The sequence below is a fragment of the Streptomyces sp. NPDC003393 genome (assembly GCF_053589015.1).
On sequence record NZ_JBSFRB010000077.1, the window covers coordinates 1 to 14,956 of the forward strand.

General features: G+C 69.3%; 8 protein-coding genes and 1 pseudogene. 5 read left to right on the plus strand and 4 right to left on the minus strand.

The genetic code is table 11. From position 1 onward, the window contains the following. The 4 genes and pseudogenes from ACWDUZ_RS37760 to ACWDUZ_RS37775 all read right to left on the minus strand — a co-directional run. Positions 1 to 2,825: pseudogene (locus ACWDUZ_RS37760) on the minus strand (RHS repeat-associated core domain-containing protein); the annotation flags it as partial. 119 nt (positions 2,826 to 2,944) lie between these two features. After that, positions 2,945 to 6,259: a LamG domain-containing protein gene (locus tag ACWDUZ_RS37765; protein WP_451636361.1), complete on the minus strand. Its 3,315-nt coding sequence runs from the start codon at positions 6,257 to 6,259 to the stop codon at positions 2,945 to 2,947. Positions 6,260 to 7,260: 1,001 nt separating this feature from the next. Continuing rightward, complete coding sequence (locus ACWDUZ_RS37770; protein WP_451636355.1) at positions 7,261 to 8,205, minus strand: SCO1860 family LAETG-anchored protein; 945 nt, start codon at positions 8,203 to 8,205, stop codon at positions 7,261 to 7,263. A gap of 298 nt (positions 8,206 to 8,503) precedes the next feature. After that, positions 8,504 to 9,601: an amidohydrolase family protein gene (locus tag ACWDUZ_RS37775; protein WP_451636356.1), complete on the minus strand. Its 1,098-nt coding sequence runs from the start codon at positions 9,599 to 9,601 to the stop codon at positions 8,504 to 8,506. A gap of 175 nt (positions 9,602 to 9,776) precedes the next feature. Here ACWDUZ_RS37775 and ACWDUZ_RS37780 point away from each other — a divergent pair, with 175 nt between their 5' ends. The 5 genes from ACWDUZ_RS37780 to thpD all read left to right on the plus strand — a co-directional run bounded on the left by ACWDUZ_RS37780 (position 9,777) and on the right by thpD (position 14,860). After that, positions 9,777 to 10,883 carry a pyridoxal-phosphate-dependent aminotransferase family protein gene (locus tag ACWDUZ_RS37780; protein WP_451636357.1) on the plus strand — a complete coding sequence of 369 codons (1,107 nt, stop codon included), beginning with the start codon at positions 9,777 to 9,779 and terminating at the stop codon, positions 10,881 to 10,883. Positions 10,884 to 11,539: 656 nt separating this feature from the next. Then, the gene (ectA, locus tag ACWDUZ_RS37785; protein WP_451636358.1) at positions 11,540 to 12,079 is read left to right on the plus strand and encodes a diaminobutyrate acetyltransferase; all 540 of its coding nucleotides are present in this window, start codon (positions 11,540 to 11,542) and stop codon (positions 12,077 to 12,079) included. Positions 12,080 to 12,241: 162 nt separating this feature from the next. After that, positions 12,242 to 13,513, plus strand: coding sequence for a diaminobutyrate--2-oxoglutarate transaminase (gene ectB, locus ACWDUZ_RS37790; RefSeq protein WP_451636359.1), 1,272 nt, complete (start codon positions 12,242 to 12,244; stop codon positions 13,511 to 13,513). 43 nt (positions 13,514 to 13,556) lie between these two features. Next, the gene (locus ACWDUZ_RS37795) at positions 13,557 to 13,961 is read left to right on the plus strand and encodes an ectoine synthase (protein ID WP_358864211.1); all 405 of its coding nucleotides are present in this window, start codon (positions 13,557 to 13,559) and stop codon (positions 13,959 to 13,961) included. A 5-nt stretch (positions 13,962 to 13,966) separates the two neighbouring features. Further along, positions 13,967 to 14,860, plus strand: a complete 894-nt coding sequence (thpD, locus tag ACWDUZ_RS37800; RefSeq protein WP_451636360.1) for an ectoine hydroxylase — start codon at positions 13,967 to 13,969, stop codon at positions 14,858 to 14,860. Positions 14,861 to 14,956 lie beyond the last annotated feature (96 nt).

Genomic DNA, 14,956 nt, shown 5'->3' on the forward strand with positions numbered 1-14,956 from the left:
TCGTCGAACGAGCTGAGCATGCCCAGGTCGTCGTAGCGGGCTGTCGTACCGTGGCTGCGCCAGCTGTTCGAAGCGGTGAGGTAGGTGCTGGTGTAGGTCGTGGAGTTGTGGACCCACTGGGCGATCTGAGGGTCGGCGTCCGGGACGGTCTGTGTGGCGGTCTGCTTGTAGGTGTAACTGTTGAAGACGCTACTGATGGGCTGGCTGCCGTTGTAGGTGACCTGCTGACGCAGCACGCCCTTGTACCGGTCGCTGTCGTAGGCGGGGCCGAAGTCCACGTCCGTGTCCAGCAGCGGCTCGACGGATACGGACTTGGTGGTTCCGTCCTTTTTCTTGTCCCCGTGCATGCCCTGCATGTAGAGCGAGACCGTCTTGGAGCGGGTCACGCTGGTCCTGCCGGTCCATGCCGTGACCTGGCGGTAGCCGCGCCAGTCCGACCAGGTGCGTTCGTCCTTGGGTGTGAACGGGTCGTCGTTGTAGTGCCAGGCGGCGCCGCTGTAGTCGTAGGCGTACTCGACCGCCTCGTTGTTGCCGGCCGGGTCGAAGACGGCCACGGCCAGCACCCGGTACTTGTGGAACCAGTCGACCGCGGCGTTCTCCGCACCGTTGATGTGCCAGTACTGGGGGTAGCAGGAGCGGGTGTTGGTGTCCTGGGGTGCGGTGAGGACTTCGCTGCGCTTGCACTCCGGCGAGGACAGGTTGACCGTGGTGATGGCTCCGGTCTCGGAAGTGATGGTGGAGATGCGAGGTCGGGTCAGCGGCAGGATGTCGTCCGTGGCGTCGACCCGGTTCGGCCGCATCTGGTACGTGAAGGAAACCGGCTTGAGCCCGATGCTCGACGTGCCCGCCTTGCCGGTGCGGGTGAGCGACTTCAGCGTGAGGACCTGGTCGGAGCTGTCCCCGATGTCCCCGCCGTCCAGGTACTGCTCATCCAGCGCCCAGGAGTCCACCGGGTCGTAGGCGCTGGAGGTGGCGTTGTAGGAGAAGGTGTCGATACCGGTCAGGCGCTTGCGGGAGAAGAACGAGGGGCCGGCCGCGTTGCAGTCGGAGTCGTCCTTCGAACAGATCGCGTCGAAGGGCACATCGGGCCAGTTGTCGGCCGTGTCCTTGGTCAGGCTGGAGCAGTCTGCGGCGGTGCAGCGCTCCTTGTAGGTGAAGGTGACCTTGGCGTCCGCCTTGTCGGTGAACAGCGCGCCCTTGCGCAGGCCGTACTCGATCCGGTTGAGGTATCCACCCCGGACATAGGAGGCGCCGGCTGTCGTCGACTTGTTCTTCCTGTAGTAGTTCTGTTCCTTCGTGTACCAGTAGGTGGCGGCGTTGCCGTGGGTGTCCTCGACGTAGTCGAGGTTCCACCGCCAGGCCTGGGTGAGTGCACGGTCGGCGAAGGTGTCACCGCCGGTGTAGCCGGGCTCTCCGGAGTCGTCACCGAACACCGGCACGGTCCACGTGGAGTTGGTGCGCTGGGTGTCCGCGCCGTCCAGCTTGTCCCGGCCGAAGACGTACTTGGTGCCGTCCCCGGTGGTCACGGTCCAGTACTCGCCGTCGTCGTCACCGTTGTCGGCCCCGGTCGACCTGGTCACCTTGGAAGCGTCGTCGTCCTCCAGATGCCAGACGCCACTGTCCTTGTCCTTGATCAGGCGTGTGGACCTGCCGTTGAGCACCAGGCGGGCGTTGTCGTACTTCCAGCACTGGTCGAAGACGTCGTCATGACCGTCGTCGTCGCACGAGTTGTAGCTGCGCTCGATATAGGACTCGGTGAGGGTGAAGCCCTCGCCCACCGATGTGCCCTGGTTGTTGCTCGTCGCGGTGCGGCCGTCGATGCTGCCCGAGTCGTACGACAGTGACAGCGGCGGCACGGGACCGGCCGCCGCAGGAGGCAGGGCGAAGTCGTACGACCAGGTGAAGGAGCCCGAGCTGCCGCCCGCCTCCCAGGACGAGGACGGTGAGAGCGGGGTGGCCGAGTAGTTGCCGGTGCCCGACGGCGACTGACCGGAGCCCCCGGCCGCGGCGGCGGTGACCGCGAGCACGGTCGTTGTCGGGGCGGTACTGCCCGCCGATCGCACAAGCTGGGCGGAAGGACCACTCCCTGCCTCGGTCAGGTCGACCGTGGCGGAGACGGTCTGGTGAGCGATGTCGTTGTCCGATGCCAGCACGTCCTGCCGACGGCACTCAGGTCGCTGCGGAGTGGTCAGTGCGCAGGCCGGAAGTTGCACGAGGTGCAGCCGCTGGGCCCAGCCACCGCCTACCGCGGACGCGAAACCGCTGTAGTCGATGCTGACCTCGGCAGCGCCGGCTGTGTCCGCGTCGGCTGTGAGCAGGACACCGGTGATGCCGGCCTTCCGGGCGGCTTCCTGGTTCAGCACGCTGACGCGCGCTGTGCCACTGGCCGCCCGCTGCTCCTTTACCGCGTTCTTGGAATCGGCAGCCGGGGTTCCTGGCCGAGGGCTGACCGTGATGGGGACACCACCCGGGTCTACCTTGCTCACGTGCCCCTGGGTGAGCGTGAACGTCGCCTTGCTCGGCTTGGGCCAGCCGGCTTTGCGCTCCGTGGCCGCGCGCCGCACCTCATCCGCGTTGGCTTCCTTGTCACGGGCGACCTTCTGCCGTGCCTTCTTCGCGCCCGGCCCGTCGAACTCCTTGACCTTGCTGGCCCTGGTCCCGGCTACGTCAGGCCGACCCAGGCCGCGCGCTTCGGTTGCCTGGGCCACCTGCGCCAATCCTGTCGGCACGATCAGCGCCAAAGCCAGCGACTGCCCCAGCAGCCGGCCAGTACGACGCCGCACGACACCGCGACGCCACCTTGAGGTGCCTATGCCAAACGCCATCGTTGTCCCAACCAGTCCCGTATGAATAGAAGTTCAGCAAACAGCGCGCAGCCCGCCGTGCCGGTCCGGCTCCGTGGGTGAAGGCAACCCCGTCGGGGTTGTCCTCACCCACGGCCCTGTCAGTCGCCTACGGTTTCCTCGACCTGTTGCCAGCCGGCCATGGCGCCGGCCCACATGCGTACCTCCGCCACTTCGCCCGGGAGGTAGTGCTGCCATGCACCGCCGGTGAATGCCTTGCCGATCGCGAAGTCTCCCGACCCAGTCTTGGCGGTGAAAGCCTGCGGGGCACCATTCCGAACGCCGCCCACGTAAAGACTGATGGTGCCTGCCTGGGCATCGAAGACGCCGGTGAGCCGGACCATGCCGTCCACCGCGGCGACCTCCTCGGAAATCACTGAACTGAAGGTGCCGTCCGCGTTCAACCGCCCGAAATGCCACCTCCCGGACGGCACGATCTTGTCCTCGAGAGTCTCCTCATCGAGCACCGTGTCCTTGCCCTTGAGTTCGTACCAGAACCCCCAGGCCGAACCGTCCGCCGTGCGCTGCCCGAGGACCTGACCGGTGTACCCGACGTCCTTGGTGGCCAGCTTGTCGCCGTCCAGCGAAGCCAGGGTCGTGACCGTGAAGGACCCGGTGTCGTCCACGACCGGCCCGCTCGTGGTTGCGGCGCCGCTCACCCCGTCCAGCACGATGGACTCGCCGTCCAGCGAGGCACCGCCGGCCAAAGTCAGTGATCTGCCGTAGCCGGAGGTCGTGTCGGGGACGGTGCTGCCACTGCCGCGGTCTGCCGCCCAGTCTGCGACCAGTTCGACGCCCGCGTAATCGTCGGAAGTGCGGGTTCTGGCCTCGTTCGCGATCTGCACGTCGGTGAGTGCCTGCTGCCACACCGACACCTCGTCGACGGAACCGCCGAAGAAGTCGGAATAGGTGTCCGACCAGAACGTGCGGCCGATCTGCAAGGGCCCCGTGGCCGCCCAGGCCGTCGTGTACGGCGCGCTGCCCTGAAGCTTGCCGTTGACGTAGAGCCGTATCTGTTGCTGTTGAGCGTCGTAGACGCCCGCCAGGTGGGTCCAGGCTCCAACCGTCGGCGCGACGGTTGCGGCCACCTTCTGGTAGGACCAGGAGCCGCCCGGCGGAGCGTCCTGGTTCACCGCCCGCAGCGCCCAGCTGCCCGCCGAGATCTCGTAACCCAGATAGAAGGGGCTGCGATGTGCGCCGTTCTGGCTGACAGCCGTCTGATTGTGCGTCGGCGTCGAGGTCAGCCGTACCCAAGCCGACACTGTGTAGGACGCCCGGGTTTCGAGCACCTGATCGGCGGTGCTCGCATACCCCGTGGTGCCGTCCAGGGCCAGCCCCTTGTCTGTGACCGGCTCCGGCAGAAGCGCGCCGGAGGCATCGTGGGTCATCAACCCGCGCCGACCGCGGTCGTCGCGCACCGCACCGCCGGCCAGAGTTGCGCTATGACGTGCGGAACCGGTTGCTGTGCCGGAGTCCAGCGCGGCACCACTGGACTCATCGAAGTGCCAGCGCCCCACTGGGCCCTCACCGGCCGCGACCATGAAGTCGAACTGAGCGATGTCGCCCGGTCGGCCGATCGTGTCGCGCGCCCGGACCTGGAGCGTGTAGGTGCCCGCAAGCTGTGGCACCACCTTGGCGATACCCGTCGACCACGTCGACCACGCACTGTCGGTGGACAACTTGTACTGGTACGAGGTGACGTCGGTGTCCACAGCGTTCGGCGCGAAGGTGAACGTCGCAGGCACCCCGGGACCACCCCCTGGCTCGCAGGGGTTGGAAGTGCAGGCGCTGTACGGGGCGCCGACGGTGATCGTCGGGGCCTTGGGGGCGCTCGTGTCGATCCTGAAGTAGCAGAAGCCGTCCGAAGCCTCACTGCTCAGATGGCTGGCACCGCCGTTGTAGTAGGACCAGGTCCAAGCGTGGTACCGGTACAGCTTGCTGTCCGTCAGCTTGGACCATTTCAAGTTCACCACCTTGTTGTCACCGACAGGTGTGCCGGAGGGGCTCAACGATCCGTTGCCTGGCGTGACGTCCGACCAACTGCCGTCGCCGTTCTGTACGTCGAGGTCGAAATAAATGCGGAGCTGAGCGCCACTCTCACCGCCCGGTTTCGTCTGCGTGGTGGCCTGGAGCAGCGGCTCGGGATCGGACATGGTCGCCGGATCGTCCTGGCTGCGTTCGCACACCGGCGTCGTGCTGGTTCCCCCGCCCTTGACCCCCACCGACGTGGGCTTGTCCGGCAGACCGACGAAGTCCACCGCCAGCACCGCGTCGTTCCTGAACCGCTTCCATGCCGAGGTGTCCGACTCGTCGTGCGCCCGGATCTCCAGCGTCAGCCGCGAGAACTTTCCGGCGGCGAAGTCACTCACCGTAGGCGTCAGGTTCTCGTTCGACTCATCAGGGTTGTCGTTGAACTCGATCGGCGCCGTCGGCGAGTCCGGGTCACACAGCGACCCTCGCCCGGCGGAAACGTACCGGTCGACCATCCAGTCCAGTTCCTTCGGCCGTGAGGACCAGGTGGTCGAAGAGGAGATGTTGTTCGTCCGTACCAGGTCGACCCAGCGCGGATCGCACTGGAACGCCCACGGCTCGGTCACGCGGAACGTGGCGTCCAGAACCTTCTTGCCCTTCAGGCTGGACGGGGAGAACTCGAAGTACAGCTTCTGCACATAGCCCGGGCCGCAGTAGTAGCCACTCCAGGTACCGCACTTGCCGGCGCCCTTGCCCTGGTCGTCGTCGCCGTTGCCCCAGCCGTAGGACTCGTACCCGTCGCTGCGCAGGAGGGTGCGCTCCGACTCGCCCCATGTCACGGGCGGGTCGATGAACAGCGGGAACGCCGAGGGGTCGGTGTCGCTGAGCATGTCGGCGTCCGGCACGACGGACAGCGAGGTGGCCGTGACGTCCACATCCATGTGCGTCACCGTGTCACCCTGACCGGGCTCAAGACCGGAACCCGACGGCGCGGTCTCGGCAGGATCGGAGGACTCGGTCTCCGCGGTGGTGGCCTTCGTCACCGTCAGCTGCGTCTGTGCCCCCGCATCTCCGGCGTCCCCCGCCGAGTCCCACATCCGGGCCGGCGGGGCCTTGAACACCGTACGGCCGTCCGCGTCGAGCGCCGCCAGGTTGCCGGCCGCCCCCTCACGCACGCTCAGGCCTTCGGACTTCAGGGAGAAGGTGAGCTTCTTGAGCTCGTCACTGGCGGCGGCCTCGGGCGTCTTGACCACGAACACCGACTGGAAGCTCTCCGGCGTCGCGGTCAGCTTCAGATCGACGTCCGGAAGGACGTCGGCATACACGGCGCTCGGGCCATCCAGTCGCGGCTCCGGCAGCTTTCCCGGCCAGCCCAGCTGCAGGGACTTGCCTTCTTCGGTTATCCGAGCCAGCGGTGCCGTATCGCCGCCTCCGGAGAATGCCATACGCACCGCCGCGGCCTTCGGCGCCACGGACCCGTCGGACCGCTTCTCCAGCGTGGCATCCGGCGTCTGCCAACCACCGTCAGGCTTGGGCGCCCGCACCGGGACCGCCGACTCCTCCAGCGTGAAGGTGTACCCGTCGGGGTTGGCGTAGACCGTGGTCCGATCGGTGCGCTCCCCCAGCACCTCCACCCGCTGACCGGACTGCTGTGCCTGCGCCAGAGCCTGCTGCCCCTCGGACAGGGCCGAGGTGTCCGCGGCAGCGGCGGAAGCCGTCGGCGTCGGCAAGGTCAGCGACACCGCCACCGTGGCGAACACCGCCGTTATGGCGCCGGCCGCCCTGCCCGTCCTTCGTCGTCTGCGTCCACGACGCACCACGGTCGCAAGACCGCCCCAGCCCACCCGCACAGAACCCGCCCCCACGGTCACAAGATCTTCAAAGGCAAGCGGGATTCAAAGCTTCGAGTGGTGTCACGTCAAGCACTCTTGGTCACGGTCAAACCGTCCATCGCGCCCCCAGCCACCCCAAAGCCTCAGGGCGATATTCGGCCAAGCTGAGAGTGCTCTCCTCTGCCACACGCAATCCGTGCCGACCTCACGATGAGCGGGCCTCCAGCACGCGGCGAGGCCCGGCCGGCAGGGCGTGAAGTCCCCAACTCTCAGCGTCCTCAGGGGATATCAGCTTTGCCCCTACCGTGGCCGTGACGCAACCGTCAGAAGGAGCAACGCCCTGATGGCCGAAGACGCTCCCCCGGATCACTGCGCGGACCCATTGCAGTTCGGCCAACAAGTGCCGATCTTGCGACGGCCTCTCCGGACTCCGCAGACACCTGCTGTGTGACAAGCCGATCGAGAACAATGACACGTGGGAATCGATGCCGACGCTCCAGGGCTGACGCGCCTCAGAGCGCCGCGCAACCCAGCCGCTCGCACGCCCTCGATCCGTGCGTGTGGCGCGCCGTCGCCCTGACGCGCGCCACACGCCGTGGTCCCGCCGTTCCGGTTCAGCTCCTCCCCTTGCGCCTGCGCGCGAACGCCACCGCTCCCCCGCCCGCTGCCAGCAGTACGGCCGAGCCGCCCGCCAGGTACGGGGTCAGGGAGCTGCTTCCTGTCTCCGCGAGGTCCTGCTTCGGGGCGGGGGCGGCCTGGGGCTTGGTGTCGGGGGCGGCGGTCTGGGGCTTCGTGTCGGGGGTGGGGGGTGGGGTGGGCGCCGACGACTGCTCGGCGGGCGTCGGGGACTCGCACGTCGTCCGGGCGAGGGTCAGCGTGCCCTCGACCTCTGCGACGTTGAGCTTCAGCGGGTTGACGGAGACCTTCAGCCGGAGGGCCGTCGCCGCGGCCGTGCGGGAGGTGGTCTCGCGGTGGGAGAGGTCCAGGCGGACCTCTCCCACGCCGGGGACCCGCACGACGGTGGGGCCGTCGGGGGTCAGCGTCACTCTCTTGCCGAGGACCGTCACGGCGCCCAGGACGTTGCTCCTCGCCACCGGGGGCCTGCCCGCCTCGCAGGTCGCGCGGGACGTGACCTGGTCGACCTCGATGAGGGACAGGAGGGGCAGGCCGGGGACGTGCACGCGGGCGTGGGCGAGGTTCACCGTGCCCTCGGCCTTGGTCGCCGAGGCCGTCGCGGACGACTTCGCCACCTCCGCGCGCAGCACGCTGAACGGCTTTCCGTGGTTCACGCCGTCGAGACGGGCGGTCAGCGCCGTCCGTTCGGCGCTGTGCGGTGCCTGGACCTCGTTGAGGGAGACGGCGAGCGGGACGTTCACCGTCTTGTGGAGCAGGGACACGTCGAGATCGGTGCGCAGCACGGACGCGCTTGCGCGGCCGTGGTCGGCGGTCGCGTGGGCGGAGCCCGCGCCGGCCAGCGTCACCGGGCCGACGGCCAGGACGGTGGCCGCGGCGGCGGTGGCGCAGCGGCGCGCGGGCAGGCGGAAGGTGTGGCCGTTCACGGGATGGGACCCCCAGAGATGACTGCTTGGGACCCCGCAAGGATTACGCACTGAGAGTGAACGGTCAGCGATCCAGCGTGACTTCACTCCATCGTGGGGTTTCCGGCCTGGTTTTCGATTCTTTCGGCACGGGTGTTCTCTGTCGTCCCTCCTCTTGCTCCTCGCGTGCGAAGGCGCTGAGGGACGCACCGGCGCGTACGACGGAGTGCGCAACGAGCAGGGCCGCCTACGGGTCACGTTCCGTCAACCTGGTGCGGCGGCAACCATTGACTCCCGCCGTGCGAGCCGCTGACCGGCGTCAGGCGACGACCTTGCCGTTGAGCACCACCCGGCGCGGGCCCGCCAGCACCCGCACGTCCGCGCGCGGGTCGCTCTCGTAGACGACGAGGTCCGCCGGCGCGCCCTCGCCCAGGCCGGGCCGGCCGAGCCACGAGTGCGCCGCCCAGGTCGCGGCGGACAGGGCCTCGAGCGGCGGGATGCCGGCCGTGACCAGTTCCTCGACCTCGCCGGCCACCAGGCCGTGCGGCAGCGCGCCTCCGGCGTCCGTGCCGACGTACACCGGGATGCCCGCGTCGTGGGCGGCGCGGACGGTGTCGTAGCGGCGCTCGTGGAGGCTGCGCATGTGCGCCGACCAGCGCGGGTACTTCGACTCGCCGCCCGCCGCCAGGGCGGGGAAGGTGGCGATGTTGACGAGGGTGGGGACGATCGCGACGCCGCGCTCGGCGAACAGCGGGATCAGGTCCTCCGTCAGGCCCGTGGCGTGTTCGATGCAGTCGATGCCGGCCTCCACGAGGTCGCGCAGGGAGTCCTCGGCGAAGCAGTGCGCGGTGACGCGGGCGCCCAGGCGGTGTGCCTCCGTGATCGCCGCCTCCGCGGCCTCGCGGGGCCAGCAGGCGGACAGGTCGCCGAGGTCGCGGTCGATCCAGTCGCCGACCAGCTTGACCCAGCCGTCGCCGCGCCGGGCCTCCTGGGCGACGTACGCGACCAGGTCCTCGGGCTCGATCTCGTGGGCGTAGTTGCGGATGTAGCGGCGGGTGCGGGCGATGTGGCGGCCCGCCCGGATGATCTTCGGGAGGTCGTCGCGGTCGTCGATCCAGCGGGTGTCGGAGGGGGAGCCGGCGTCGCGGATCAGCAGTGTGCCGGCCTCGCGGTCGGTCAGCGCCTGCTTCTCGGAGACGTCGTCCGCGACCGGGCCGTGTGCGTCGAGGCCGACGTGGCAGTGCGCGTCGACCAGTCCGGGCAGCGCCCAGCCCTCGACCGTGCGCACGTCCCGGGCGCCCGCGGGCCGCTCGTACGTGATCCGGCCGCCGACCACCCACAGCTCGTCCCGGACCTGGTCCTCGTCCGGGCCGACGAGCACCCGCCCCTTCACGTGCAGCACCGCGCGATCGCTCATGCACCGCACCCTAATGAGCCGTGGTGGGTCCGCGTCCACCCGGTCCTCGGGTCGGCTCCGTCCGGCGGGCCCCGGGCCGGGACGTCACTGGTGGAGGGCGCAAGGCGGCCGCCGGTTACCCTCGAGTGCGCCGACGCCGTCGGCCCCGCGACGATCGAGAAGAGAGCGCACCGCCGTGACCCACCCCTTCCTGGACCTCGCCCCGCTGAGCGCCGCACGCTTCGCCTCGATCGAGGACCGGGTGGCGCGTCTGCTCGCCACCGAGCAGGACGTGGTGATCATGCAGGGTGAGGCGCTGCTGCCGCTGGAGGGCGCGATCCGCGCGGCGGCCGGGCCCGGCACGACGGCGCTGAACGTGATCACCGGCCCGTACGGGCAGACGTTCGGCGACTGGCTGCGGGACTGCGGTGCGACGGTGTACGACCTGTCGGTGCCGTACCACACGGCGGTCACCGCCGCGCAGGTGCGCGAGGCCTTCGCGGAGCACCCGGAGATCGACTTCGTGTCGCTGGTGCACGCGGAGGCGGCGACCGGCAACACCAACCCGGTCGCGGAGATCGGCGAGGTGGTGCGGGAGCAGGGTGCCCTGTTCTATCTGGACGCCGTCGCCTCCGTCGGCGCGGAGCCGGTGCTGCCGGACGCGTGGGGCGTGGACCTGTGCGTGATCGGGGCGCAGAAGGCGATGGGCGGGCCGGCCGGGGTGTCGGCGGTGTCGGTGAGCGAGCGGGCGTGGGCCCGCATGGCGGCCAACCCCCGGGCGCCGCGCCGCTCCTACCTGTCCCTGCTGGACTGGAAGGAGCGGTGGGTGGACGGCGGCCGCAAGGCCCTGCTGCATGCTCCGGCCCAGTTGGAGATGCTCGCCCTGGAGGCGTGCGTCGAGCGCATCGAGGCGGTCGGACTGGAGACGGTGATGGCCCGCCACCGGGCCGCCGCGGCGGCGACCCGCGCGGGCGCGCGCGCCCTGGGCGGCGGCCTGGAGCCCTACGTGCATCAGGCGTCCGAGGCCGCCCCGGTCGCGACCACCCTGCGCGCGCCCTCGGGTGTCTCCGCCGCCGACCTGGTGGCACGGGCCCTGGCGGCCGACCCCTCGGCCCCGCTGGCGGCCGGCGGCGGCGCCCTGGCCAAGGAGATGATCCGCGTCAACCACTACGGCCCCGACGCCACCGGAGAGGCGGTGGAGGCCTGCCTCACGGCCCTGGGCACCGCCCTGGCCGCCACGCACGGCGCCGCGAACGTCGACGTCCCGGCCGCACGGGCCGCCGCCGCGACGGCCTGGCGGTGACCACCCGGATCCCCCTGATCCACCTGCTGATCCAGCCGATCCACCTGATTCCCCGGACCACCCGGCGCCCCGGCGTTCCGGGCCTTCGCGGCCCCCCTACCCGGGTGCCGGGGCGCACCCGGGCACGCCGACGCCCATGCCCACGCCCACGCCCACGGCACAGTGGCCGAAAACGCACGTTTGATTCGTCCCAGATCCGGCCCGGACCACTCCACGCGCGCCACACCGCCCCCGGTGGCCGGGCCGCCCCACCCCGTCGTCGGTCCCGCTCGGACCGCTCCGGCGCCGCACCTGACGGAGGCCGGACAGACGCGTTTCCAGCGCATTGACGGGATTACCGGGATTCGAATGCAGCAAAAGTAATTCCGAAGCGATTATGCGGGCAGCTTCCCGTCTTCTTCTGCCCCGTTTCCCGGACCCTAAACACAGAGATTCCGCGAACACTCGGCGACGCAATTCCAAGGGATTCCGGGAGAGTTACGTCATTGTGACACACCCAACAATGACGTCCGGTTCGCCCGGACATGGAAGGACAAAACCGCACATCACGCCAGCCCTACGCGCGAACGCGCGCCCGCGTGATAACACAAGTCGCCGCGCTGCGTAAGAGCATCCGGCGATGCATTTTTGAATTCGTCTCGGTAAGTTCAATTCGCATGACCGCAGCACAAGCAGACCTGCGAACCGACCGCACGGAAATGCCGGACGCCGTCTCCGTCGAGCGTCCCGCCGTCGCCGACGGCGCCGCGCTCTGGCGGCTCGCCAAGGACTCCGGAACGCTGGATGTGAACTCCTCGTACAGCTATCTGCTGTGGTGCCGCGACTTCGCCGCCACCTCCGCGGTGGCGCGCGGCGCGGACGGCGAGCCCGTCGGTTTCGTGACCGGGTACGTGCGCCCCGACCGCCCCCGCACTCTGCTGGTGTGGCAGGTCGCCGTCGACGCCGGCCACCGTGGCAAGGGCCTGGCCGCCCGGCTGCTGGACGCGCTGACCGCGCGCGTCGCCGCCGAGCGCGGGGTGACCGCCGTGGAGACCACGATCACCCCGGGCAACACCGCCTCCGAGCGGCTCTTCACCTCCTACGCGGCCCGCCACAACGCCCCGGTCGAGCGCGAGGTCCTGTTCGGGACCGAGCAGTTCCCGGACGGGCCGCACGACCCCGAGGTCCTGTACCGCATCGGTCCGCTCGCACGCTGACCCACCCACGTCACCGACCTGCCGGCGTTCCCGACCTGCCGCGTTCCTGACCTGACCTGAGCGGCCCGGCCGACCGGCCCCGCTCCACCGTCACCCACTCCCTCATCTCCCTGTCCGACCTCGACCGACCTCCCCCTCTCCCCACCCGAGGAGCGATTCGTCGTGACCATCACCCAGCCCGACCTGAGCGTCTTCGAGACCCTGGAGTCCGAGGTACGCAGTTACTGCCGCGGCTGGCCCACCGTCTTCGACCGCGCGCGCGGCAGCCGTCTGTACGACGAGGACGGCCACGAGTACCTCGACTTCTTCGCGGGCGCCGGCTCACTGAACTACGGCCACAACAACCCTGTCCTGAAACGGGCGTTGATCGACTACCTGGAGCGTGACGGCGTCACGCACGGACTCGACATGTCGACCACCGCCAAACGCCAGTTCCTGCAGACGTTCCAGGACCTGGTGCTGCGGCCGCGCGACCTGCCGTACAAGGTGATGTTCCCGGGGCCGACCGGGACGAACGCCGTCGAGTCCGCGCTGAAGCTGGCGCGGAAGGTGAAGGGGCGCGAGGCCATCGTGTCGTTCACCAACGCCTTCCACGGCATGTCGCTGGGCTCCCTCGCCGTCACCGGCAACGCCTTCAAGCGGGCCGGCGCCGGTGTTCCGCTGGTGCACGGCACGCCCATGCCGTTCGACAACTACTTCGACGGCCAGGTCCCGGACTTCCTGTGGTTCGAGCGGATCCTGGAGGACCAGGGCTCCGGGCTCAACAAGCCCGCGGCCGTGATCGTCGAGACCGTGCAGGGCGAGGGCGGCATCAACGTGGCTCGCCCCGAGTGGCTGCGGGCGCTCGCCGACCTGTGCGCGCGCCAGGACATGCTGCTGATCGTCGACGACATCCAGATGGGCTGCGGGCGCACCGGCGCGTTCTTCTCCTTCGAGGAGGCCGGGATCTCGCCGGACATCGTCACCGTGTCCAAGTCCATCAGCGGATACGGACTGCCCATGGCGCTGTGCCTGTTCAAGCCCGAGCTGGACATCTGGGAGCCGGGCGAGCACAACGGCACCTTCCGCGGCAACAACCCGGCGTTCGTCACCGCGACGGCCGCCCTGGAGGCCTACTGGGCCGACGGGTCGGCCATGGAGAAGCAGACCCGGGCGCGCGGCGAGCAGATCGAGCAGGCGCTGATCTCGATCACCGAGGAGAACCTGTCCGACGTCAAGGAGTACCGGGGCCGGGGCCTGGTGTGGGGCATGGAGTTCCACGACAAGGCCCGTGCCTCGCGGGTCGCCCGGCGCGCCTTCGAACTCGGTCTGCTCATCGAGACGTCGGGCCCGGAGAGCGAGGTCGTCAAACTCCTGCCGGCCCTCACCATCACCCCGGACGAACTGGACGAGGGGCTGCGCATCCTCGCCCGCGCCGTCCGGGAAACCGTCTGAACCCCTACCTGTCCGAACCCCACCTAGGAGGCATCGCAACACCGTGATCGTCCGTTCGTTCAAGGAGATCGAAGGTACCGACCGGCATGTGAAGGCGGCATCCGGCACCTGGGAGAGCAAGCGGATCGTCCTCGCCAAGGAGAAGGTCGGCTTCTCCGTGCACGAGACGATCCTGTACGCGGGTACGGAGACCGACATGTGGTACGCGAACCACATCGAGGCCGTCGTCTGCACGAAGGGCGACGCGGAACTGACCGACCGCGAGACCGGGAAGACGTACCACATCACGCCCGGCACGATGTACCTCCTGAACGGCCACGAGCGGCACACGCTCAAGGTCAAGGAGGACTTCCACTGCATCTGCGTCTTCAACCCGCCCGTGACCGGCCGCGAGGACCACGACGAGAACGGCGTCTACCCCCTGCTCACCGAGCCCGAGGAGGTGTGAACCGCATGACGACCACGAACGTCACCGACCTGTACCCCACCCGCGGCACCACCGAGGTGACCGTCCCCCGCCAGGACCCGGTGGTCTGGGGCTCCCCGGACGCGCCCGGACCGATCGCGAGCGCCGACCTCCAGGCGTTCGACCTCGACGGCTTCCTCGCCGTCGACCAGCTCATCGCCCCGGACGAGGTCGCCGTCTACAAGCGGGAACTGGACCGGCTGGTGAGCGACCCGGCGATCCGGGCCGACGAGCGTTCGATCGTCGAGCCCAAGTCCAAGGAGATCCGCTCGGTCTTCGAGGTGCACCGGATCAGCGAGGTGTTCGCGAACCTGGTGCGCGACGAACGCGTGGTCGGCCGGGCGCGGCAGATCCTCGGCTCGGACGTGTACGTCCACCAGTCCCGGATCAACGTCAAGCCGGGCTTCGGCGCGAGCGGCTTCTACTGGCACTCGGACTTCGAGACCTGGCACGCCGAGGACGGCCTGCCGAACATGCGCGCGGTGTCCGTCTCGATCGCGCTGACCGAGAACTTCGACACCAACGGCGGCCTGATGATCATGCCGGGTTCGCACAGGACGTTCCTGGGCTGCGCGGGCGCCACGCCGAAGGACAACTACAAGAAGTCGCTGCAGATGCAGGACGCGGGCACGCCGTCCGACGAGGCGCTGACCTCGATGGCCGGCGAGCACGGCATCAAGCTGTTCACCGGCAAGGCCGGCTCGGCCACCTGGTTCGACTGCAACTGCATGCACGGCTCCGGCGACAACATCACGCCGTACCCGCGCAGCAACGTCTTCATCGTGTTCAACAGCGTGGAGAACACGGCGGTGGAGCCGTTCGCGGCACCGGTGCGGCGGCCGGAGTTCATCGGGGCGAGGGACTTCACTCCGGTGCGGTGAACCCGGCCGGGGGTCCGGGGGTCGCCCCCCGGACAACACAGCATCGGGGCGAGGGACTTCACTCCGGTGCGGTGAACCCGGCCGGGGGTCCGGGGG

What these genes read in the sequence shown, in the direction of transcription:
- ectA (WP_451636358.1), top strand. Translation starts at nt 11,540, where the DNA reads ATGACCGCAGCACAAGCAGACCTGCGAACCGACCGCACGGAAATGCCG.
- ACWDUZ_RS37765 (WP_451636361.1), bottom strand. Translation starts at nt 6,259, where the DNA reads ATGGCATTCTCCGGAGGCGGCGATACGGCACCGCTGGCTCGGATAACC.
- thpD (WP_451636360.1), top strand. Translation starts at nt 13,967, where the DNA reads ATGACGACCACGAACGTCACCGACCTGTACCCCACCCGCGGCACCACC.
- ACWDUZ_RS37775 (WP_451636356.1), bottom strand. Translation starts at nt 9,601, where the DNA reads ATGAGCGATCGCGCGGTGCTGCACGTGAAGGGGCGGGTGCTCGTCGGC.